This is a genomic window from Rhodanobacter sp. FW106-PBR-R2A-1-15, from assembly GCF_058789735.1.
This window is the reverse complement of the sequence record NZ_JBYTEM010000003.1, coordinates 19,167-38,867: the sequence shown is the minus strand read 5'-3', so window position 1 is coordinate 38,867 and position 19,701 is coordinate 19,167. Positions and strand designations below refer to the sequence as shown.

Sequence of the window (19,701 nt, the reverse complement as noted above, 5' to 3'; positions counted from 1 at the left end):
CGCCATGCGCATCCCCACCGTCCGCGCCAGCACCGGCAATGCGCCGTACGCGGTCGATTTCACCGACGACCAGGGCAACACCTGGCACGCCGACGAACCGCTCGACGAAGGCGGCGCCAACACCGGTCCGGCGCCGCACCGGCTGCTGCTGTCCGCGCTGGGCGCCTGCACCGCGATCACGCTGCAGATGTACGCGGCGCGCAAGCAGTGGCCGCTGCAACACGTCGACGTCGAGCTCGCGTTCAACCCCGACGGCACGCCCGAGTCGGGCAACGACATCACCCGCGTGATCACCCTGCAGGGCGAGCTGGACGACGAGCAGCGCGAGCGCCTGCTGCAGATCGCCAACAAGTGTCCGATCCACAAGGTGCTGACCGGCGAGGTGCGCATCGCTTCGCGACTCGGCGGTTCCCCGTAACGCGCTGCTACCGCGGCTGGGACCTCGACTCGACAGGTGGCCGTGCCGGCGTCACGCGCGTCGCAGCGCGGCCGTCTGGAAGGCCGTTCCGGGACAGGTACCACGGCCGTCATCCTGGCTTCCCCGCACTGCTGTCCGGAATGAATTCGCCGCAGGGCGGCGGAAGAGCTGCGGCACAGTGTTGGGCGGTCATCACCCGCAACCTCGCCCCAAAATCTCCGCTCGCCTTGCCGTCATTGCTGCGAAGGCGGGACAAAAGCGAGCCACGTGAGCGTTGAACAGCCGAAGGCTGGCTCCGCAGGGGCGAGCACAGCGAGTTGTCGCACTGCCCTACGCATTCAGGCCACCGAATCAAGTGCGATCCCGGCCTTCGCCGGGATGACGGTCGGGAAGATTGCGGGAATGGTGGCCTTGGGCGCAGGGCGTGGATTTATTCCGGACAGCAGCAGAACAGCAACAAACTTTTCCTCACCACCCTTCCTTGACACTGCCACCCGGATAGGGTAAATGGCTTCGACGTGGTGCTTTTCGGGGAGGCACGGCCATGATTTTCCAGAACGTGATTTGGGCGATCACGCTGACAGGCATGGGGCTGGTGACACTGGGCTTCATCTACGCGATCGCGCAGGCTGGCAGGCCAGCCGATACCGCCGAGGCAGAGCGGGCACATCGAACTTCCATCAGCTTGCGCCGCGTCTTGTTCGCGGCGCTTTTGCTGTTGGGTATCGGGATCGCCTGGGCCAGCCTGCGACCCTTTCCCATCCCGGCGCAGCATGCGCCGCTGCAGGCGGCGCAGGTGGTCGATGTGGTCGGCCACCAATGGACCTGGGACGTCAGCCAGACCCACCTGACCGCAGGCGAGCCGGTGGAGTTCCGGGTGACCGCCGGCGACGTCAACCACGGCTTCGCGATCTACGCCCCGGATGGGCGCATCGTCATCCAGACCCAGGCGATGCCCGGCTTCACCAACAAGATCCTGTACACCTTCCGCACGCCGGGCACCTACAAAATCATGTGCCTCGAGTACTGCGGCGTCGCGCACAACGGGATGACCGCCGAACTCGACGTCGCTGCCCGGGGGGACAAGTCATGAGCTCGCTCGAACTCTACCCGCAGGACGAAAAACTGCCGCGCGGCGAACACGTGGCGTTCAACCTGTACATGATCACCGCGTTGCTGCTGTTCGTGCTGATGATGCTGCTGGGCCTGACCATGCGCATGACCCAGGCCGACTGGACACCGGTGCAGGCCGCGATGTTCTACAAGATCATGACCATGCACGGCGCCGGCATGGTCGGCGCCATGAGCCTGGCCAGCATCGCGGTGATGTGGTTCTTCCTGCGCAAGTACGTGTCGCTGCACCTGTGGGCGTTCGTGAGCAACTACGTGCTGTTCATGCTGGGTGCGCTGTGCATCATCTGGGCGGTGTTCGTCGGCGACTTCGCCAGCGCGTGGACCTTCCTGTACCCGCTGCCGGTGCACTCGATGGGCCTGTGGAGCAACGGCGCCGCCGCCGTGTTCATGGTCGGCTACCTGCTGATCGGCGTGGGCATGCTGCTGTTCTACCTGGACGCCGCCGCGGCGATCATCCGGCGCTACGGCAACCTGGGTCGCGGGCTGGGCCTGCAATGGCTGTTCGGCGGCGCGATCGACCCGACCCATCCCAAGGCCGTGGTCGCCAGCACCATGGTGATCATCGCCAACTCGCTGGGCATCCTGGCCGGCGCGGTGGTGCTGGTGATGTGCCTGATCAACGTCTACGACCCCGAGATCGCGCTGAACGCGCTGGTGGCGAAGAACCTGATCTACTGGTTCGGCCACATGATCATCAACGCCACCATCTACATGGGCGTGATCGCGGTCTACGAACTGCTGCCGCGCTACACCGGCAAACCCTACGGGGTCTCGCGCCCGTTCCTGTGGTCGTGGGCGGCGAGCACCGTGTTCGTGATCATCGTGTTCCCGCACCACCTGCTGATGGATTACGCGGAGCCGCGCTGGATGCTGGTGATGGGCCAGATCATCTCCTATGCGGCCGGTTTCCCAGTGTTCCTGGTCACCGCCTACGGCGTGCTGACCAACATCCATCGCTCCGGGTTGCGCTGGACGATGCCCTCGATGCTGGCCGTGCTGGCGCTGTTCGGCTGGGCCGCCGGCATCGTGCCGGCGATCATCGACGGCACCATCGGCGTCAACCGGGTGATGCACAACACGCAATGGGTGCCGGGGCATTTCCACTTCTACCTGCTGCTCGGCGTGCTGCCGATGGTCCTCACCCTGCTTTACCACGTGGTCGGCAGCCGCCGGCGGGCGCCGGTGAACAGCGGAACCGACCGCGCCGGCCTGCTCCTGTATGTCGTGGGTGGCATCAGCTTCTGCATGGTGTTCCTGTACGCCGGCCACATGAGCGTGGCGCGGCGCTTCTCCACGCACCTGCCGGAATGGTTGCCATACGACCGGGCCGGTTCCATCGCCGCGATGGTGCTGATCCTGGGCATGCTGGTGTTCGCCACGCGCATCATCGTCGGCCTGCTCAAGGCGCCGGTCGATGCCGATGCTGCGCACCCTGCTGGCTAGCGCCCTGCTGCTGGTGCTCGGTGGCGCCGTGCTGACGGTTGCCACCGACGGTTTCCACGCATTCACCAGCGAAACCGCACGCCGCCTCGCGGTGCGGCACGACCCGCCGCCAGTACCGGCGGTGACGCTGGAAACCCAGTCAGGCGCGCACGTCAAGCTGGCCGAGCTGCGCGGTCGCTGGGTGCTGGTCGACTTCATCTACACCCGCTGCCTGACCTGGTGCCTGGCGCTGGGCGGCGAATTTGCGCAACTGCAGGATCAGCTCGCCACGCCGCTGGCCGACGGCCGGCTGGTGCTGCTCAGCATCAGTTTCGACCCGGCGCACGACACGCCCGCCGAGCTGGCGGCCTACCGGCAGCGCTTCCGTGGCCGCGACCACGGCTGGCTCATCGCCCGGCCGACGAGCAAGAACGACCTGCGGCAGCTGCTGCGCACCTTCGGCGTCACCGTGGTGCCGGACGGGATGGGCGGCTACGTGCACAACGCCGCGATCCAGGTGGTCGACCCGCAGGGGCGGCTGGTGCGGATCCTGGACGGGGGCAATCCGCAGGCCGTCGCGCAGGTCATGCGGCGCAAGCTGCCATGAGCATCGCCGGACGCCAGCGACTGGCGCCGGCCTTCGCCGCCGTGCTGTTCGTAGCCCTGCTGCTGCTGCCGGCGCGGGCGTGGCTGGAGGGCAGCATGACCCTGCAGATGCTGGTGCAGATCCCGCTGCTGATCGGCGTCGGCTACCTGCTGCCGGCCGCGCTGCCGCCGCGGCTCGACGCCAGCATCGCGCGCTGGAACCACCACGGCATCACCAGCCTGGTGCTAGCCAGCCTGGCTGGCATGTTCTGGATGCTACCGCGCTCGCTGGATGCCGCCGCCAGCGAGGCCTGGATGGCGTTCGCCAAATTCACCAGCGTACCGCTGCTGATCGGCCTGCCGCTGGGGCTGGGCTGGCCGCGCATGGGTTTCGTGGTACGCGGCGTGTTCCTGCTCGAACTGATCGCCACGTTTTTCCGGCTGGGCTGGCTGTATCTGGTCTCGCCGATACGTTTGTGCAACAACTACCTGCTCGACGACCAGCAGCACTCGGGCGAAGCCATGCTGGTGATCGGCAGCCTCCTGCTGGCCGGCGTGACCATCAAGCTTTTGTGGGGGCGCTTCAACTCGACTTGACGGGCCGCCGGCACCACGTCAGCCAATACCTGCCAGCCGGAGCAGCGCCGCCACGAGCGCGCCCGCAACCACCACCAGCAGGAACGGCGCGCGCAGCCACAGAGCGGCAGCGGCGGCGAGCAAGGCGCCGAGCCGGGCGTCGAATGCCAACACCGGGCCGGCGCTGAACGTGTTCATCGCGGTCAGCGAAGCCAGCAGGCCGATCGTCAGCGTGCCGGCCACCCGGCTCATGTGTTCGTTCTCCAGCCAGCGCGCAGGCACCAGGTAACCGGCCAGCTTGATCGCGTACGCCGCCGCACTGGCCAGCAACAGCCATCCCCACAGCGCCATCAGCGGTGCTCCTGCGGCGGTGTGTCGGCACCATCGAAACCGACCGGATCGACGTCCGGCTCCAGCCCCTCGTCCGCCGGCCCGCGACTGAACCAGCCCCACAGCGCCGCGACCAGTGCAGCGAGCAGGATCGGCACGCCCGGCGGCACCCGCGGCATCGCCAGCACGGTCACCAGCGCGCAGACCACGGCCAGCGCCACCGGCTCGCGGGCGCGCAGGCGCGGCCACAGCAGGCCGAGGAACGCGGCCACCGCCGCGCCGTCCAGGCCCCAGCGGCGGGGATCGCCCAGCGCGTCACCGAGCAGCGCGCCGGCCAGGGTGAACAGGTTCCACAGCACGAACACACCCAGCCCCGCGCTCCAGAAGCCGCGGCGCTGCTCGCCGGGATCGAGCTGGCCCGCGGCGGTGGCGGCAGATTCATCGATGGTGAGCTGGGCGGCAAGCAGCCGGCGCCAGCCGCGCGGCCTGAGCATGCGGTTCAGCTGCATGCCGTAGACTGCGTTGCGCACGCCCAGCAAGGTGGCCGCTCCGAACGCTGCCGAACCGGCGCCGCCGCCGGCCAGCACGCCGATGAAGGCGAACTGCGAACCGCCGGTGAACATCAGCGCGCTCAGCGCCACCGTCTGCCACACGCCGAGCCCGGAAGCGACGCCGAGCGCGCCGAACGACACGCCGTACAACCCGGTCGCCACGGCAATCGAGAGGCCAATCTTCACGGCGGGGGACAGCGCGGGGCTCACCGGCGGATTTTATCCCATCGGCCCTCCGTCCTGCGGGATCGCCGCCCTCTTTCTCTTTTTAGTACATTACTGTAATATACAGTTATGGAAACAATCACAACGAAGATATGAGCGACTTCTTGGCCATCGAACAGAAGCTCGCGGTCAGCACGCGCAGGCACCGCGGCTTCCCCCGCGACCAGGCCATGCTGGTACGCATGGTGAAGCTGCTGCACAAGCTGTTCAGCGACCACGCCAACCTGCTGCTGCGCGCGCATGACCTGACCCACCCGGAATACAACGTGCTGATGATGCTCGACGGCAGCAAGGGCGGGCTGAGTCCGTCGCAGCTCGGCGAAGCGACCAGCGAGAAGTCGTCGAACACCACCCGCCTGATCGACCAGCTGCTGGCCAAGGGCCTGCTCACCCGCTCGCCCAGCAACGGGGACCGCCGCAAGCTGCTGGTGCAGCTCACCGACGAAGGCGAGGCGCTGATCCGGCAGGTGGTGCCGGCGGTCACCCTGCAGCTGCAGGGCTTCTTCGCCGGCATCACCGACGCCCAGCGCAGCCAGCTGGAACACCTGCTGAAGAAGGTACTGTGCGGGGTGGAGTCGCAGGGATGAGCAACGCCGCGAGCGCGGAACTGCCGGCAACGCCGGCGCCGTCCTGGCGCCAGCAGATCGCCCACGCCATGGCCGGCGAGAAGGCCGCGTGGCTGTTCGTCCTCAAGACCCTGCTGGCGATCTACCTCACCGGCTGGCTGGCGATGCGACTGCAACTGGGCTCACCGTCGGTGGCGATGGTCACCGTGATCGTGGTGATGAACCGGCAGTCGGGCATGGTGCTGGCCAAGAGTCTCTATCGCGGTCTGGGCACCCTGCTCGGCTGCACTGGCGCCATCCTGGCGGTGGCGCTGTTCCCGCAGCAGCCGTTGCCGCTGGTGCTGTTCATCTCGCTGTGGGCCGGGCTGTGCGCCGGCGGTGCGGTGCTGTTCCGCCACTTCCGCGCCTATGCCTTCGTGCTGGCCGGCTATACCGCAGCGATGATCGTGCTGCCGGCCATGCACCATCCGGTCAACGTGTTCGACAGCGCGTTCGCGCGCACCTCCGAGGTGCTGCTGGGCCTGCTGGTGGCCAGCGTGGTGTTCGACGCGGTGTTCCCGGTCCGCCTGCGCGGCGACCTGCGCGGCAGCGCCGACCGCAACTTCGACGGCTTCCTGGATTTCATCCGCGACAGCAGCCGCGGCGCGCTGGTCGACCATGAGGCGATGGAGCGCACGCAGATGCGCGTGGTGCGCGGTGCACTCGGCTTCGAGGACCTGCGCACCGCCGCGTTCTTCGACGACCCTTCCCTGCGCACCCGCAACGGCGTACTGAAGCTGCTCAACCAGCGCTTCATGGTCTCGGCTTCGCGCTTCCAGTTACTGCATCACCTGATCGACCGCCTGCGGCGCAAGGGCTCGACCGCCGCCGTGCAGGCGTTGATGCGCCTGCTACGCCCACTGGGCGATGCACTGGACCAGCGTGCCACGCGCGACGACCTGGACCGGCTGGCCGACGAGCTTGCCGCCTGCCGTCGACGGATCGTCATGCAGGCGACGCACGAGCGCGCCGCGCTGGAGCCGCCCTGCCACGACGACTTCGATACCGGCTACGCGCTGATCCGCCGCTTTCTCGACGAACTGCGCGACTACGTGCGCATCAAGGCCCACCTGGACCTGGGCCGCCGCGCCGGCAAGCCCTTGCCGCGAGCGCGTGGCCGCGTGCACTTCGCCCGTACCAACGACAGCCATGCCGTGATGCTGGCGATGCTGCGTTCGGCGGCAGTGACCCTGGTGCTGTCGCTGTTGTGGCTCTCCAGCGGCTGGACCGGCGGCGGCATCGTCCTGTTTGGTCTGGTGGCGCTGATCTCGATGGCCTCGGCGGCGCCGGATCCGGTGTTCGTCTCCAAGCGCATCGCAGCCGGCCACCTGCTGGCGCCGATCGTGGCGCTGCCCACCTACAGCGTGCTGCCGTTGCTGCCCACCTACCCGCTGCTGGTGCTCGGCACGCTGCCGCTGCTGATGCTGTCGCTGTACCTGGTCACCCGGCCCAGGCTGGCCATCATCGGCACCGCCATGAGCGTGGGCATCCTGGTCGCGCTGGCGATCGGCGAGGCGCCGCACGTCGATGCGCCGATGTATCTCAACAGCGGGCTGACTTTCGCGGTGGGCGCCTGCCTTGCGGTGGCGATCTTCAAGCTGATTCCCTCGGGCCACGGCAGCAAGGGGCGTCGTCGCCGGTTGCTGCGCCGCCTGCGCGGGCTGGTCCGGCTTGCCGCCAGCGCGCCGCTGCCGGGCCTGCTGCCGCGTTTCGAAAGCCTCGCCCGCGACCTGTTCCAGCAGATCGTGGCGCAGACCCGGCCGGGCAGTCGGCATTCGCACGAACTGCTGGGCTGGGCCCTGATGGTGCATGAAACCGGCCACACCCTGATCGAGCTGCGCCACGACCTGGCCGAACAAGCGCCGCCGCCCGCGCTGCACGCCGACCTCGCCGCCGCGCTGGACGCGCTGGCCCGCGTCTACGAACGGCTGGACCCGGCCGACCGCGCCGCTGCGCTCGCCCGCATCCGCCATGTCCTGGCGCAGATCGACTTCACTCACCCGACGCTGCGCGAACACCTGCACCTGCTGCTGGGCGCACTGGAGGACGGCGATTCCATGCTGGCCGCCGGCGTCGCCCGCCAGCACCGTCTGCAGCGTTCGCCGGGAGCCGCCCATGCCGTATGAAGTCTCCCTCGGCGGCATCTACTTTCCCGGTGTGCTGGTGCTCGCCGTCCTGCTGCTGCCCGTGCTGTGGCTGCTCGACCACCTGCTCGGCCGCATCGGCCTCTACCGTCATGCGACACATCCGTCGCTGCTGCGCATCGCGCTGTTTGCCGGCGTCTGCAGCGTGGCGACGCTAGCCATGTTTTCCTGAGGTATCCCTGTCATGAGAAGTACAACCCTGATCCGTGCCGGCTTCACCGCCGCGATGGTGCTGCTAGCGGCGGCGACCGCGTACGCCGCCTGGCAACACTACATGTTGTCACCGTGGACCCGCGACGCGCGTGTCCGCGCCGAAGTGGTGCGCATCGCGCCGGATGTCTCCGGCCTGATCACCCGCGTCGCGGTGAAGGACAACCAGCCGGTGAAGAAAGGCGACCTGCTGTTCGTGGTGGACCGCGACCGCTACCAGCTGATCGCCGACCAGGCCGAGGCCGACCTCGCCGCCGCCGAAGCCGCCGCGGCGGCCGCCGGCGCGAACACCTCGGCCGCCGCCGCTGGCGCGCAGGCCAGCGAGGCCGAGGCCGCCATGCGCCGCCTGCAGGCACAACGTCGCGACCGGCTGGGCGACGTGATTTCGCGCGAGGCGCGCGACGATGCCTCCGCCGCGGCCGAAGCAGCCCACGCCAACTGGCGCCAGGCGCAGGCCGGGCGCAGCGCCGCCAGTGCCAGCCAGCGGCGCGCCCTGGTCGCAGTGCGCCAGGCGCGCATCGCGCTGGAGCGTGCGCAGCTCGATCTGGCCCGCACCGAAGTGCGCGCACCCAGCGACGGCACCATCACCAACCTCGACCTGCGCGCCGGCGACTTCGCCGACACGGGCAAGCCGCGCATGGCCCTGGTCCAGCGCGACGACATCTGGATCTATGGCTACTTCGAGGAAACCAAGCTGCCGCAGGTGCACGTCGGCGATCCGGTCGACATCCGCCTGATGGCCGGCGGCATGCACCTGCGCGGCCACGTCGACAGCGTCGCGGTGGGCATCGCCGACGGCGCCAGCCCCACCAGCGACAGCCTGCTGGCCCAGGTCGAGCCCACCTTCAACTGGATCCGGCTGGCCCAGCGGGTGCCGGTGCGCGTGCGCATCGACGCGTCCTCGATCCCGAGCGGAGCCGTGCTCGCCGCCGGCATGAGCGCCACCCTGGTCGTGCAGGGAAACCCGCAGAGCTGATCGTCAGGCCGGCCGTGGCCGGCGCAACAGCCGCAGCGGCGCGGGTACGCCGCCCTGCTCGGCAGTGAGGCCCGACATCACCAGCCGCCGGAACGGTCGCAGCCGTGCGCCGGCGCCCAGCGCCAGCTTGCGCAGCGCACGCGCCGGGCGGCGGTCGTCGGTATACAGGCCGGCCAGTGCGTTGGTGGCCAGGTACAGCGGCCGCGTAGCCAGCCGCAGCCGGCGTTCGTAGCGCGCCAGCAGCGCCGGTGCGGCGATAGACTGGCCGGCGGCCTGCGCGGCGCACAGCTCGCGCGCCAGCAGATCCTGCCCGAGCAGGCCGAAATTGAAGCCGTGCGCAGTGACCGGGTGCATGCCCACCGCCGCGTCGCCGATCAACGCGAAGCGCTCGGCCACGAAACGCTTCGCGTACACGCCCACCAGCGGATAGGCGCAGCGCGGGCCGGCCACGGTCATACTGCCCAGCCGGTGCCCGAAACGTTCGGCCATGGCCGCTTCCAGCGCCGCATCGTCCAGCGCCAGCAGCTCGCGCATTGCCGGCGGGGCCAGGGTCAGCACCACCGACGAGGTATGCGCATCGTGCAACGGCAGCAGTGCCAGGGTCTGGCCGTGACCGAACCACTCCCACGCCACCTGCTCGTGCGGCACCTGGTGGCGCATGCGCAGCACCAGCATGGTCTTGCCGAAGTCGCGCATCTCCGCGCCAATGCCCATCGCGCGGCGCGTTTCGGAGAAACGGCTGTCCGCTGACACCACCAGTTGCGCGCGCAGCATGTCGCCGTTGTCCAGCTCGACCTCGGCGCCGTCGGTACCGGTGCGCACGGCGTCGACCCGCGCGCCGGTGATGCGCTCGACCTCGCTCAGGCCTGCCACCTCTTCGTATGCGGCGCGGCGGATCGCGTGGTTCGACAGCAGCCAGCCCAGCTGTTCCTTGCCGGCCTCGCCGTGGCGGAACATCAGGCCGTCGCGGTCGTCGCCGTCGAGCACCATGGCGTCACGCAGCGTGCCGATCTCATCCTCGCGCAGGCGCGCCCACAGGCCCAGTTCGCGCAGCAGCCGTCGCGAGTGGTGGGTGATCGCGATCTCGCGGCCGTCGTCGGCTGGCGCCATCAGCGCCGTCTCTTCCTGCCGCTCCACCAGCGCGATGCGCAGGCCGCTGCCGGCCAGCGAGCGGGCGAAACACAGCCCGGCAGGGCCGGCCCCGACGACCACGATATCGAACGACATGGCAGAACGCTCCTGGGGTTGATCGTCGGCAAGCGACGAGGCGCGACGCCGGCCCGCGCCGACGCCGATCAGGACAGCATCGCCGGCCGCCGTCGCGTCAGCCGCCGCAACCGCCGCAGCAGATCGACGGCAACTGCACCACCTGCTTCGGCGCCACCGACCAGCCGACCTGACGCAACACCTCGATCAGGTCCGCCGCCGTCGCCGAGGCGGATACGCGCATCACCAGGCCGCTCATGTCCAGGTCGGCCACCGCGGTGGGATCGACGTTGAACAGGGCATCCTGCACCACGGCCGGATCAGGGGAGGCCTCGGTCAAGGCAATATGGAACTCCATCGGATTTCCTCGTTTCAGGGGCACCGCATCGGTGCCGTCGACGCCCATATTCGGCACGCTCTCTGGCTGCCACCTTGATCCAGATCAAGTGCGCAGCGGGCCATGGCGATCCGGCTGGCGACCATTCATCGCATGGACAATCTCCACAAAAAGGCGCCGCCATGCCCTTGCAGCTCTACGCCCACCGGTTCTCCTCCTACTGCCAGAAGGTGCTGATCGCGCTGTACGAGAACGGCATTGCGTTCGAATGGCGCGTGCTCACGCCGGACGATGCCGTCACCGACGCCGAGTTCACCGCGCTGTGGCCGATCCGCCGCTTTCCCCTGCTGCGCGACGGCGAACGCACGGTGGCCGAGTCGGGCATCATCATCGAGTACCTCGATCGGCATTACCCCGGTACCGCACCGCTGATTCCCGTCGACGCCGACACCGCGCTCGAAGCACGCGCGATGGACCGCTTCTTCGACCACTACGTGCACACTCCGCTGCAGAAGATCGTGTTCGACAGCCTGCGCCCCGCGGCCGACCGCGACCCCTACGGCGTGAAGGAGGCACGTGCCCTGCTCGACACCGCCTACGCCTGGCTGGAGAGGAAACTAGCCGGCCGCCATTGGGCCACCGGCGGCGACTTCAGCCTCGCCGACTGCTCCGCCGCGCCTGCGCTGTTCTACGCCGACTGGACCCACCGCATCCCGGCAAGCTGCATCAACGTCACCGCCTACCGGCAACGCCTGCTGGCGCGCCCCTCGTTCGCCCGCGCGGTGGACGAGGCGCGACCGTACCGCCCGTACTTCCCGCTCGGCGCACCCGACCGCGACTGAGGTGGGCGCCATCGGCCGCAACATCGAGCTCGCCATGCCCCCGCTTCGTAGAGCGGGCACCGCCCGCCGCTCTTGATGGCGCGCACCGTTGAAAAGCGCGGCGGGCCGTGCCCGCCCTACGAAACCGGCGCGGACCGCGCCACCTGCCGCGGTTACGGTGCGTCACTCGGCCGGCAAGGCCTGGGCGCGGCGCAACCGGCGCTCCTTCCACAGGTAGCCGATGCCCAGCAGCACGAACCACACCGGGCTGGCAATCAGCGCCTCGCGGGTATCCGGCTGCAGGCTCAACAGCACCAGCACGAACACGAAGAACGCCAGGCAGGCCCAGCACATGAACACGCCGCCGGGCATCTTGTAGGTGGAGGCTTCATGCAGCTGCGGGCGCTTGCGCCGGTAGGCCAGGTAGGCGAACAGGATCAGCGACCAGACGAACATGAACAGTACCGCCGACAGCGTGGTGATCAGGGTGAACGCGGTGACCAGGTCGGGGATCAGGTAGATCATCGCCGCGCCCAGCAGCAGGCAGAAGCAGGAAAACAGCAGGCCCAGCGACGGCACCGCCGCCCGCGACAGCCGCGCGAACATCTTCGGCGCGTGCCGTTCCTCGGCCAGGCCGTACAGCATGCGGCTGGTGGAGAAGATGCCGCTGTTGGCCGACGAGGTGGCCGAGGTCAGCACCACGAAGTTGATCAGGCTGGCCGCGGCCGGGATGCCGGCCAGCACGAACAGCTCCACGAACGGGCTCTTGCCCGCTTCCACCAGGCGCCACGGCGTCACCATCATGATCGCGACCAGCGCCAGCACGTAGAAGATGATGATGCGCACCGGGATCGAGTTGATCGCCTTCGGCAGGTTGCGCTTCGGGTCCGCCGTCTCGGCGGCGGTGGTGCCGACCAGCTCGATGCCGACGAAGGCGAACACCGCGATCTGGAAGCCGGCGAAGAATCCGCTGATGCCCTTCGGGAAGAACCCGCCGTCACTCCACAGGTTGGCCAGCGAAGCCTTGTGCCCGCTCGGCGAGGTGAAGCCCCAGGCAACCAGCGCGAAGCCGGTAACGATCAGCGCGACGATCGCCACGATCTTGATCAGCGCAAACCAGAACTCCAGCTCGCCGAACAGCTTCACCGTGACCAGGTTCAGGCTGAGCAGCAGCAGCACGCACAGCACCGCGGGAATCCACGGCGCCAGCCCGGGGAACCAGAACTGCGTATAGGCGGCGATCGCAATCACGTCGGCGATCGCGGTGATCACCCAGCAGAACCAGTAGGTCCAGCCGCAGAAGAAACCAGCCCACGGTCCGAGCAGGTCGGTGGAAAAGTCGATGAAGGATTTGTACTCGAGGTTGGACAACAGCAGCTCGCCCATCGCCCGCATCACGAAGAACAGCATCACGCCGATGACCAGGTAGACCAAGAGGATCGACGGCCCGGCCAGGCTGATCGTCTTGCCCGAGCCCATGAACAGGCCGGTACCGATCGCGCCGCCGATGGCGATCAGCTGCAGGTGCCGGTTGGAAAGGCTGCGCCTCAGATGATCGGGGTGTTCCAGCGATGCGGTCATGCGGCGCGCCTTGACGTTGGGAAGCCGCCAACATACCGAAAAGCGCCCGCCGCATCCACGCGCCGCGCCATGCGGCGCCCCGCCGCTACCCCCAAATGCCCGGTTGGACCCACACTGATCCGCGAAGACCCCAACTAATTGACATCCACGCCGAGGAACCCACCATCATCGAAGTGCACCCGAAAGTTCTCCTTGTTACAACCTGTCATCTCATGACAGTGAGGACACTGCGCTCGGTTCGCAAAAAGTATTGAGGTGTCGAACGACTCGCTGTCGCCAAAGAAGATAGGAGACGGAAGCCACTGGTGACAATACTCGCAGCGAATCTCGATGCTCTTCGTCTTGGACATTTGCATCCTTCTGCGGTCTAACGCTGGAGTTAAGCGGCGGCGTAGCCGTCCGCCTTGAACGAGTAGTTAGAGCGCACCGCCGCCTACAGCGAGCTCAAGACAACAGCAACCGAAGGTAGCAAGATTAACGCCACACAGGCACCGGCACGAACCTTTGCGGCGGAAAAACTGTAGCCGGACAACCAGAGCGCCGTAAGGAGGCTCGCTACACCGATGAACAATACTGCCAGCGACTGGTGTCGAGAAGCTTCGATTTGTGCGCGTGAAGCTGATGGCGACGGGTCGCCAAGTTGCGACATGACGCCATAGTAAGCCAGCAACCAACCGGCTAGAACAAGAAGCAAAGCTAAATTTGCCGCGGTGGTCTGTTTCATGCGCTCTAACGCTGGAGTTAAGCGGCGGCGAAGCCGTCCGCCTTGAACGAATTGTTAGGCTGCTGCTAGAGCAAGCCCTAGTGCCTGGAACATCGCAGCGATGGCTGCTGCAAACGCCGCGCGTCGGCTCCATGTGGTTTGCGCCTTAGTTGTCTCTACGAAAGCGAAGCCGTCTACGACCATTTCAGGGTTGCCAGTGCCACCAGGTTTGAGTGGGATTCGAACCTTTGCAGAGATATACCAAAGCGCAGCAGCGATGAGTGCGAAGAGTGCAGCCAGAGCATTTGACATGCTGCTTGCGATGCGAAGTGACATGGTGAGCCTCAATCCCTTTTGAAAGCCTAACGCTGGAGTTGAGCGGCGGTGTAGCCGTTCGCCTTAAACGAGATGTTAGCCCGCTACAGAAGTAGCTGGGAGCGGAGGTTTGCACGATTGACTGCGTGGTTTTGCACGAAAACCTCGCCTGTTGTTCGTTGCGTCAAATTCTCGTACGTCTCAGAGCCGAGCCCATAGCCGTTTGACCAAGCTATAACGTCACCTATTTCCAAGTCCCAGCCTGACATCAGCTCGATGATCGTAAAGCCGTCGTCCTCCGTGACTATTGCGACCATGCCACGGTTCGCATTGATCGCGGCAACTTGACCGGTCCGGCGCATGTTCGTTGCTCCTAAAGGCTAACGCTGGAGTTAAGCGGCGGCGCAGCCGTCCGCTTTGAACGAGTGGTTAGAACCGCCACCAACAGCAACCAGGCGCCCAATTATAGATCGCCCCTGAAAGTCGGGATGAAGCCAAGCGTGCCAAAGGAAACCACGAATGCGAGTAGAGCGACGATAGTAATCAGGAATCCGCATAGGACAAACATAATTGCGACAGCACCCGTCGCCTCGACCCAGCCGCCAAAAATAACGACGCATTCGCTCCCCAGTAGAAACGGCTGTCCCGGCTCATGAATCTCTGATTTCCAATGTTGGACTGACCGTGCTACTTGTTCGGAGAGATGTAGTACACATGATATGAAAAAGGCCAAGAGCCCAACGCCGCCGATTGTCATGAGAACTTGAAGGCTCAACTTTCCTGCGTCGGTCTTCGGGAAAATTGCGTAGATTGCTCCGGCAAGGTACATGCCATAGACCGCCGTAGCTAAGACTATGCGGTGAATCATGCTCGGATGAGAAGTGTTGAGCCCCATTACGGTTGAGCCCTAACGCCTGAGTTAAGCGGCGGCGAAGCCGTCCGCCTTGAACGAGTTGTTAGGCATTGTTGCTGCGCAAGTGAAAACGCATGGTTTCTTTGAGCCCGCCAATCTTGTAAATCTGGCGATTCGCCTTCCTGACTGCTGCACGATAGGACTTTGGAAAGTCGTCGAACAGGAAATATATCTCTTGGACACCGTCTAAGGTCTTTTTGCCTACAATCACATTTGGGTGTGCAATGTAATTTCGGACACGCTGTACCGCCTTGACCGTCTTGAGGTACTCGAAGGCTTTTGGCCTAGGCTTGAACGGGAGCGTTCGAAATAGCTCGATGCGATCATTGAAAGAAAGGCGATTCTCAAAGGCAGTTACGAACTCGTGCCCTCGCTCCCTAGGAGTGTAGTAAATGCTAATCATCAGAAGTAACAGATCGCTAAATCTCTGCGCATCTTCCAACACCTCTTGTCGGATGTCAGAATCTTCGAGAAGCGCTTTGATGGTGCTGGACGGAGTACTCATAGATGCCTAACGCTGGAGTTAAGCGGCGGCGAAGCCGTCCGCCTTGAACGAAATGTTAGACGGTTGCGACGCAGCTTGCTCGGGCGACAATAACTAGCCAACGAGTGCACCGCTTGAACAACCGACTACCCCAAAACTACCAGCTCTGAAAGCTGAGACTTGCGATGACGCTGCGCGAAAAGTTGCTGCGGCGACGGACGACAAGCTAACGCGAAGCTGGGCGAAACGCATGCAACGAAGAACCACCACGAGCTACCGACTAACGCTTGAGTTAAGCGGCGGCGTAGCCGTCCGCCTTGAACGAGTAGTTAGAGCGCACCGCCGCCTACAGCGAGCTCAAGACAACAGCAACCGAAGGTAGCAAGATTAACGCCACACAGGCACCGGCACGAACCTTTGCGGCGGAAAAACTGTAGCCGGACAACCAAAGCGCCGTAAGGAGGCTCGCTACACCGATGAACAATACTGCCAGCGACTGGTGTCGAGAGGCTTCGATTTGTGCGCGTGGAACTGATGGCGACGGGTCGCCAAGTTGCGACATGACGCCATAGTAAGCCAGCAACCAACCGGCTAGAACAAGAAGCAAAGCTAAATTTGCCGCGGTGGTCTGTTTCATGCGCTCTAACGCTAAGTAGACCCCAAAAGTGGGGTGTTGCATCAAGTATGCGGCTCCGCCCCTGACCGCACAAGCCGACAATTCCTGCGGCAGATCAGGCTCTTGCGCGGCAGCACCGCTATCGATACGGGTACAGGTAGCGGTGTTATCCGACACTTTTGAGGGTGTATGAGTTACACAGGCAAAAGTACGGGTGTAACCGGGTGCGAAAATGCCGTGGCGGCCGGATCGGGTGCAGGCGCATCGGGGGGACAAGGAGGCGGGTTTGCATTCCCGGGACGGAAGGCCGATCCGCCACCCCTGGCTCTCTTTACGCCGCCGGATTCCACGCCACCTGATTGCGGCCCTGGTGCTTGGCCCGGTACAGCGCGACATCGGCGGCATTGACCAATTGCTTGAAGTCCGCGTCGATGGCCGTGGCCACGCCCACGCTGGTGGTGATGTCGATGCTGCGGCCCTCGAACAATGCCGGTTCCGCCGCCACGGCGGCGCGCATGCGCTCGGCGAGTGCGTCGGCGGCCGCTGGCTTGATGGCGGGCAGCACCAGCATGAACTCCTCGCCGCCGTAACGCGCGAACAGCGCCTCGCGGGCCAGTCCCGCGCCACGGATCACCCCGACGAAATGGCTGAGCACCGCATCGCCCGCCGCGTGGCCCCAGTTGTCGTTGATCGACTTGAAGTGGTCCAGGTCGAACATCAGCACGCTGCAGGCCTGTCCGCGTGCGCGGCAGGCCTGCACCAGGCGCGTGCCCGCCTCGATCAGCGCGTTGCGATTGAGCAGGCCGGTGAGCCCATCGGTGCGCGCCAGCCGGCGCAGGTCCAGGGTCAGCCGCTCGGCCAGCATCAGGGTGAACCCGGTGCTCAGCAGGAACGAGGACAGGATGCCGAACAGGTAGTTCCAGGTGGTGAGCAGTTGGTCGAGCGGCGAGTGTGCGAACAGCTGCGGAAACAGCACCACCACCGAACGCAACAGGTAGAACAGCGCGTCGATGGTGAAGATCAGTGCGGTGAAGCTGCAGGTGTTGCGCATGTCCCGCGGCGAGCGCCACAGCAGCACCCAGACCATCCATGCGTCCCAGACCACGCTGTAGCCGCCGAACATCAGTGCCGAGATCGTCTGCGTCGGTGGCGACAGGTAGACGTAGACCTGGCAGGCGACGAACAGGCCCACCACCGCCATTGACCAGCGCCAGCGCAGCGGGTAGTGCAGGTGAATGGCGATGCCCATCAGCATCAGCGCATTGGCCAGTGCGATCAGGCCGCCGCCCACGACCGTTGAGAGCAGGCTGCCGTTTTCGTTCAGGCCCTGCAGGAGCACGGCGACGGTTATCACCCAGAACGCGGTGGCCCAGATGCGCAGCGCCGGCAGGCCGCGCAGCACCAGCCCGAGCAGGGTGAAACTTATCGAGATGGCGATGCCGATGGCCGCGCCGATGACGCCGAGCGTAAAAAGGTCGAAGTGCATGCCCATTCCCGTATGCAGACCGAAAGCCGGGGTCGGCGTGCCGCTTCCATCATGCGCACGCGGGGCTTTCGGGCCGACACGCCCCGCAAGGTAGCACGGCAGGACGCCGGCATTTCCGGCCGATACCACGCCGCGCCAGCCTCAATGCACCCGCCCCCGAAGCGCGTACTCTGCGGGTGGACACCCCGCCAGCGCCCTGAAACCGCGCAGGAGTTTTCCACGAAAGCCGCGGTTCCACGCTTGCCTATACTTGCAGCGTTCATCCTCGCTGCGGACGCCACTGACGCGCCTGCGCCACCCTCCCGGAGCCCACCGCCAAGCATGCCACCGGCCATTCGACGTCAGCATCCCCCGCAAAACCCAGACAACCCGCAGGCCCGGGTCTCCGGCCTCGCGCAGCTGTCGCTGGACAAACAGTTCCATGGCGACCTTGACGCCACCAGCCAGGGCGAGATGCTGGCAGCGGGCGACGGCACCACCTCGGGTGCCTGCGTGGCGCTGGAAAAAATCAGCGGCAAGCTGCATGGTCGCAGCGGCAGCTTCGTGCTGCTGCACCGCGCCTTGATGGTCGACGGCATGCCGCAGGAGTGGACGGTGGCGGTGGTGCCCGGCTCCGGTACGGGCGAGCTGGCCGGCCTCGGCGGCGCGATGACGATCACCGTCGCCAACGGCAAGCACGGTTACGATCTCGGCTATACCCTGCCCGGCCGCCGAGCGGCCTGACCATGCAACCCCGGGAAGCACCGCGATGAACCAGCACACGGAAGTACCCAGCAGCGCCACGCCGAAAACGCCTTCCGTGCTGCGCCGGATCCCGGCCGGCATCTGGGCGCTGGGCATGGTCTCGATGCTGATGGACACCTCCTCGGAGATGATCCACGCGCTGTTGCCGGTGTACCTGGTCAGCGTGCTCGGCGCCTCGGCGCTCGCCGTCGGCTTCATCGAGGGCATCGCCGAATCCACCGCGGCGATCACCAAGGTATTTTCCGGCGCGCTGTCGGACTGGCTGGGCCGACGCAAGCTGCTGGTGGCGATCGGCTACGGCCTCGCCGCGTTCACCAAGCCGATCTTTCCGCTGGCGAGCACGCTCGGCTGGGTGGTCACCGCACGCTTCGTGGACCGTATCGGCAAGGGCATCCGCGGCGCGCCGCGCGATGCGCTGATCGCCGACCTGGCGCCGCCCGCACTGCGCGGCGCCTCGTTCGGCCTGCGCCAGTCGCTCGATACCACCGGCGCGTTCCTCGGCCCGGCACTGGCGATCGTGCTGATGTGGCTGGCTGCCGACAACATCCGGCTGGTGTTCTGGTTTGCGGTGCTGCCGGCCTTCGCCGCATTCGCGCTGGTGGTGTTCGGCGTGCACGACGTGCCGGACAGCGGGGAAAAGAAGCGGGCGCGCTCGCCGCTGTCGCGCGCCGAGTTGGCGCGCCTGCCGCCGTTGTACTGGGGCGTGGTGGCGATCGCCGCGGTGTTCACCCTGGCCCGCTTCAGCGAGGCCTTCCTGGTGCTGCGCGCGCAGGAACTGGGGCTGGGGCTGGTGCTGATCCCGCTGGTGCTGGTGGTGATGAACGTGGTGTATGCGCTGTCGTCCTACCCGGTCGGCGTACTGGCCGACCGCTTCGACCGCGGCACGCTGCTCGGACTGGGCGTGCTGGTCCTGGTGCTGGCGGACCTGGCGCTGGCCCTCGTCGGCGGGTTGGCCGGGCTGGCGCTGGGTGTGGTGCTGTGGGGTTTGCACATGGGCATGACCCAGGGCCTGCTGGCCGCCATGGTCGCCGACACCGCACCGGCCGACCTGCGCGGCACCGCGTACGGCATGTTCAACCTGGTGAGCGGGCTGGCGCTGCTGGCGGCCAGCGTGGTGGCCGGCGAGTTGTGGGACGCGTTCGGCTCGCACGCCACCTTCCTCGCCGGCGCCGGCTTCGCGATCGTGGCGTTGCTCGCGCTGGTGCCGGTGGCACGGCGGGTGCGCAGGAAGCGGCCTGCGCCGGGCTGAACAGCGCACTGCGCATCGCGCGACGCGCTCGACAGGCGGTGCGTCCACCGCGCCGATGCCGGTTTCGCCG

Annotated in this window: 22 protein-coding genes; 12 read left to right on the top strand and 10 right to left on the bottom strand. The window is 66.3% G+C overall.

Translation table 11 applies throughout. The features are described 5' to 3' along the window. Nucleotides 1–4: 4 nt before the first annotated feature. The 5 genes from AC3WTD_RS02540 to AC3WTD_RS02520 all read left to right on the top strand — a co-directional run bounded on the left by AC3WTD_RS02540 (nucleotide 5) and on the right by AC3WTD_RS02520 (nucleotide 4,156). A complete protein-coding gene (locus tag AC3WTD_RS02540; protein WP_027491815.1) occupies nucleotides 5–418 on the top strand; it encodes an OsmC family protein in 414 nt (137 codons plus the stop codon). Nucleotides 419–962: 544 nt separating this feature from the next. Then, nucleotides 963–1,511 (top strand): cupredoxin domain-containing protein, encoded by a 549-nt coding sequence (locus AC3WTD_RS02535; protein ID WP_051257501.1) that lies wholly within the window; start codon nucleotides 963–965, stop codon nucleotides 1,509–1,511. After that, nucleotides 1,508–2,995: a cbb3-type cytochrome c oxidase subunit I gene (locus tag AC3WTD_RS02530; RefSeq protein ID WP_492612817.1), complete on the top strand. Its 1,488-nt coding sequence runs from the start codon at nucleotides 1,508–1,510 to the stop codon at nucleotides 2,993–2,995. The genes AC3WTD_RS02535 and AC3WTD_RS02530 overlap by 4 nt, the downstream gene beginning before the upstream one ends. Continuing rightward, complete coding sequence (locus AC3WTD_RS02525) at nucleotides 2,967–3,581, top strand: SCO family protein (RefSeq protein WP_027491818.1); 615 nt, start codon at nucleotides 2,967–2,969, stop codon at nucleotides 3,579–3,581. Before AC3WTD_RS02530 ends, AC3WTD_RS02525 begins: the two co-directional genes overlap by 29 nt. Next, nucleotides 3,578–4,156, top strand: coding sequence for a hypothetical protein (locus tag AC3WTD_RS02520; RefSeq protein WP_027491819.1), 579 nt, complete (start codon nucleotides 3,578–3,580; stop codon nucleotides 4,154–4,156). The genes AC3WTD_RS02525 and AC3WTD_RS02520 overlap by 4 nt, the downstream gene beginning before the upstream one ends. A gap of 18 nt (nucleotides 4,157–4,174) precedes the next feature. Here the strand turns inward: AC3WTD_RS02520 and AC3WTD_RS02515 are convergent, their stop codons facing one another. Further along, the gene (locus AC3WTD_RS02515; RefSeq protein WP_027491820.1) at nucleotides 4,175–4,486 is read right to left on the bottom strand and encodes an AzlD domain-containing protein; all 312 of its coding nucleotides are present in this window, start codon (nucleotides 4,484–4,486) and stop codon (nucleotides 4,175–4,177) included. Further along, nucleotides 4,486–5,202: an AzlC family ABC transporter permease gene (locus AC3WTD_RS02510; RefSeq protein WP_235642282.1), complete on the bottom strand. Its 717-nt coding sequence runs from the start codon at nucleotides 5,200–5,202 to the stop codon at nucleotides 4,486–4,488. The genes AC3WTD_RS02515 and AC3WTD_RS02510 overlap by 1 nt, the downstream gene beginning before the upstream one ends. A gap of 131 nt (nucleotides 5,203–5,333) precedes the next feature. Between AC3WTD_RS02510 and AC3WTD_RS02505 the strand changes: the two genes are divergently transcribed. Genes AC3WTD_RS02505 through AC3WTD_RS02490 form a run of 4 tightly spaced genes read left to right on the top strand, consistent with a single transcriptional unit; the run spans nucleotide 5,334 to nucleotide 9,176 of the window. Further along, nucleotides 5,334–5,828, top strand: coding sequence for a MarR family winged helix-turn-helix transcriptional regulator (locus tag AC3WTD_RS02505; protein WP_492612816.1), 495 nt, complete (start codon nucleotides 5,334–5,336; stop codon nucleotides 5,826–5,828). Further along, nucleotides 5,825–7,972: an FUSC family protein gene (locus AC3WTD_RS02500; protein ID WP_027491823.1), complete on the top strand. Its 2,148-nt coding sequence runs from the start codon at nucleotides 5,825–5,827 to the stop codon at nucleotides 7,970–7,972. Before AC3WTD_RS02505 ends, AC3WTD_RS02500 begins: the two co-directional genes overlap by 4 nt. Continuing rightward, a complete protein-coding gene (locus AC3WTD_RS02495; RefSeq protein ID WP_027491824.1) occupies nucleotides 7,962–8,162 on the top strand; it encodes a DUF1656 domain-containing protein in 201 nt (66 codons plus the stop codon). The genes AC3WTD_RS02500 and AC3WTD_RS02495 overlap by 11 nt, the downstream gene beginning before the upstream one ends. A 12-nt stretch (nucleotides 8,163–8,174) precedes the next feature. Beyond that, a complete protein-coding gene (locus AC3WTD_RS02490) occupies nucleotides 8,175–9,176 on the top strand; it encodes an HlyD family secretion protein (RefSeq protein ID WP_492612815.1) in 1,002 nt (333 codons plus the stop codon). A 3-nt stretch (nucleotides 9,177–9,179) separates the two neighbouring features. Here AC3WTD_RS02490 and ubiM read toward each other — a convergent pair whose 3' ends face one another. After that, nucleotides 9,180–10,403 (bottom strand): 5-demethoxyubiquinol-8 5-hydroxylase UbiM, encoded by a 1,224-nt coding sequence (gene ubiM, locus AC3WTD_RS02485; protein WP_492612814.1) that lies wholly within the window; start codon nucleotides 10,401–10,403, stop codon nucleotides 9,180–9,182. Between the two features lie 97 nt (nucleotides 10,404–10,500). Next, the gene (locus AC3WTD_RS02480; RefSeq protein WP_027491827.1) at nucleotides 10,501–10,740 is read right to left on the bottom strand and encodes a hypothetical protein; all 240 of its coding nucleotides are present in this window, start codon (nucleotides 10,738–10,740) and stop codon (nucleotides 10,501–10,503) included. Between the two features lie 161 nt (nucleotides 10,741–10,901). Between AC3WTD_RS02480 and AC3WTD_RS02475 the strand changes: the two genes are divergently transcribed. Further along, nucleotides 10,902–11,561 carry a glutathione S-transferase family protein gene (locus AC3WTD_RS02475; protein ID WP_492612813.1) on the top strand — a complete coding sequence of 220 codons (660 nt, stop codon included), beginning with the start codon at nucleotides 10,902–10,904 and terminating at the stop codon, nucleotides 11,559–11,561. Between the two features lie 162 nt (nucleotides 11,562–11,723). Here AC3WTD_RS02475 and cycA read toward each other — a convergent pair whose 3' ends face one another. The 6 genes from cycA to AC3WTD_RS02445 form a co-directional block, all read right to left on the bottom strand. Then, nucleotides 11,724–13,121 (bottom strand): D-serine/D-alanine/glycine transporter, encoded by a 1,398-nt coding sequence (cycA, locus tag AC3WTD_RS02470; protein ID WP_492612812.1) that lies wholly within the window; start codon nucleotides 13,119–13,121, stop codon nucleotides 11,724–11,726. A gap of 433 nt (nucleotides 13,122–13,554) precedes the next feature. After that, the gene (locus AC3WTD_RS02465) at nucleotides 13,555–13,845 is read right to left on the bottom strand and encodes a hypothetical protein (protein WP_492612811.1); all 291 of its coding nucleotides are present in this window, start codon (nucleotides 13,843–13,845) and stop codon (nucleotides 13,555–13,557) included. A gap of 54 nt (nucleotides 13,846–13,899) precedes the next feature. Next, complete coding sequence (locus tag AC3WTD_RS02460; protein ID WP_492612810.1) at nucleotides 13,900–14,160, bottom strand: hypothetical protein; 261 nt, start codon at nucleotides 14,158–14,160, stop codon at nucleotides 13,900–13,902. Nucleotides 14,161–15,095: 935 nt separating this feature from the next. Continuing rightward, nucleotides 15,096–15,557: a hypothetical protein gene (locus AC3WTD_RS02455; protein ID WP_492612809.1), complete on the bottom strand. Its 462-nt coding sequence runs from the start codon at nucleotides 15,555–15,557 to the stop codon at nucleotides 15,096–15,098. Nucleotides 15,558–15,882: 325 nt separating this feature from the next. Beyond that, nucleotides 15,883–16,173: a hypothetical protein gene (locus tag AC3WTD_RS02450; RefSeq protein WP_492612808.1), complete on the bottom strand. Its 291-nt coding sequence runs from the start codon at nucleotides 16,171–16,173 to the stop codon at nucleotides 15,883–15,885. Nucleotides 16,174–16,483: 310 nt separating this feature from the next. Next, on the bottom strand, nucleotides 16,484–17,638 hold the full coding sequence (locus AC3WTD_RS02445) for a GGDEF domain-containing protein (RefSeq protein ID WP_492612807.1): 1,155 nt from the start codon (nucleotides 17,636–17,638) through the stop codon (nucleotides 16,484–16,486). A 321-nt stretch (nucleotides 17,639–17,959) separates the two neighbouring features. On the opposite strand from AC3WTD_RS02445, the gene AC3WTD_RS02440 reads away from it, so the two are divergent. Then, on the top strand, nucleotides 17,960–18,361 hold the full coding sequence (locus AC3WTD_RS02440; RefSeq protein WP_492612806.1) for a DUF3224 domain-containing protein: 402 nt from the start codon (nucleotides 17,960–17,962) through the stop codon (nucleotides 18,359–18,361). 25 nt (nucleotides 18,362–18,386) lie between these two features. After that, nucleotides 18,387–19,631 (top strand): MFS transporter, encoded by a 1,245-nt coding sequence (locus AC3WTD_RS02435; protein WP_027491832.1) that lies wholly within the window; start codon nucleotides 18,387–18,389, stop codon nucleotides 19,629–19,631. Nucleotides 19,632–19,701 lie beyond the last annotated feature (70 nt).

What these genes read in the sequence shown, in the direction of transcription:
- AC3WTD_RS02465 (WP_492612811.1), bottom strand. Translation starts at nt 13,845, where the DNA reads ATGAAACAGACCACCGCGGCAAATTTAGCTTTGCTTCTTGTTCTAGCC.
- AC3WTD_RS02535 (WP_051257501.1), top strand. Translation starts at nt 963, where the DNA reads ATGATTTTCCAGAACGTGATTTGGGCGATCACGCTGACAGGCATGGGG.
- AC3WTD_RS02540 (WP_027491815.1), top strand. Translation starts at nt 5, where the DNA reads ATGCGCATCCCCACCGTCCGCGCCAGCACCGGCAATGCGCCGTACGCG.
- AC3WTD_RS02480 (WP_027491827.1), bottom strand. Translation starts at nt 10,740, where the DNA reads ATGGAGTTCCATATTGCCTTGACCGAGGCCTCCCCTGATCCGGCCGTG.
- AC3WTD_RS02495 (WP_027491824.1), top strand. Translation starts at nt 7,962, where the DNA reads ATGCCGTATGAAGTCTCCCTCGGCGGCATCTACTTTCCCGGTGTGCTG.
- ubiM (WP_492612814.1), bottom strand. Translation starts at nt 10,403, where the DNA reads ATGTCGTTCGATATCGTGGTCGTCGGGGCCGGCCCTGCCGGGCTGTGT.
- AC3WTD_RS02505 (WP_492612816.1), top strand. Translation starts at nt 5,334, where the DNA reads ATGAGCGACTTCTTGGCCATCGAACAGAAGCTCGCGGTCAGCACGCGC.
- AC3WTD_RS02525 (WP_027491818.1), top strand. Translation starts at nt 2,967, where the DNA reads ATGCCGATGCTGCGCACCCTGCTGGCTAGCGCCCTGCTGCTGGTGCTC.
- AC3WTD_RS02530 (WP_492612817.1), top strand. Translation starts at nt 1,508, where the DNA reads ATGAGCTCGCTCGAACTCTACCCGCAGGACGAAAAACTGCCGCGCGGC.
- AC3WTD_RS02500 (WP_027491823.1), top strand. Translation starts at nt 5,825, where the DNA reads ATGAGCAACGCCGCGAGCGCGGAACTGCCGGCAACGCCGGCGCCGTCC.
- AC3WTD_RS02435 (WP_027491832.1), top strand. Translation starts at nt 18,387, where the DNA reads ATGAACCAGCACACGGAAGTACCCAGCAGCGCCACGCCGAAAACGCCT.
- AC3WTD_RS02440 (WP_492612806.1), top strand. Translation starts at nt 17,960, where the DNA reads ATGCCACCGGCCATTCGACGTCAGCATCCCCCGCAAAACCCAGACAAC.
- AC3WTD_RS02520 (WP_027491819.1), top strand. Translation starts at nt 3,578, where the DNA reads ATGAGCATCGCCGGACGCCAGCGACTGGCGCCGGCCTTCGCCGCCGTG.
- AC3WTD_RS02455 (WP_492612809.1), bottom strand. Translation starts at nt 15,557, where the DNA reads ATGAGTACTCCGTCCAGCACCATCAAAGCGCTTCTCGAAGATTCTGAC.
- AC3WTD_RS02460 (WP_492612810.1), bottom strand. Translation starts at nt 14,160, where the DNA reads ATGTCACTTCGCATCGCAAGCAGCATGTCAAATGCTCTGGCTGCACTC.
- AC3WTD_RS02450 (WP_492612808.1), bottom strand. Translation starts at nt 16,173, where the DNA reads ATGAAACAGACCACCGCGGCAAATTTAGCTTTGCTTCTTGTTCTAGCC.
- AC3WTD_RS02445 (WP_492612807.1), bottom strand. Translation starts at nt 17,638, where the DNA reads ATGCACTTCGACCTTTTTACGCTCGGCGTCATCGGCGCGGCCATCGGC.
- AC3WTD_RS02475 (WP_492612813.1), top strand. Translation starts at nt 10,902, where the DNA reads ATGCCCTTGCAGCTCTACGCCCACCGGTTCTCCTCCTACTGCCAGAAG.
- AC3WTD_RS02515 (WP_027491820.1), bottom strand. Translation starts at nt 4,486, where the DNA reads ATGGCGCTGTGGGGATGGCTGTTGCTGGCCAGTGCGGCGGCGTACGCG.
- AC3WTD_RS02490 (WP_492612815.1), top strand. Translation starts at nt 8,175, where the DNA reads ATGAGAAGTACAACCCTGATCCGTGCCGGCTTCACCGCCGCGATGGTG.
- cycA (WP_492612812.1), bottom strand. Translation starts at nt 13,121, where the DNA reads ATGACCGCATCGCTGGAACACCCCGATCATCTGAGGCGCAGCCTTTCC.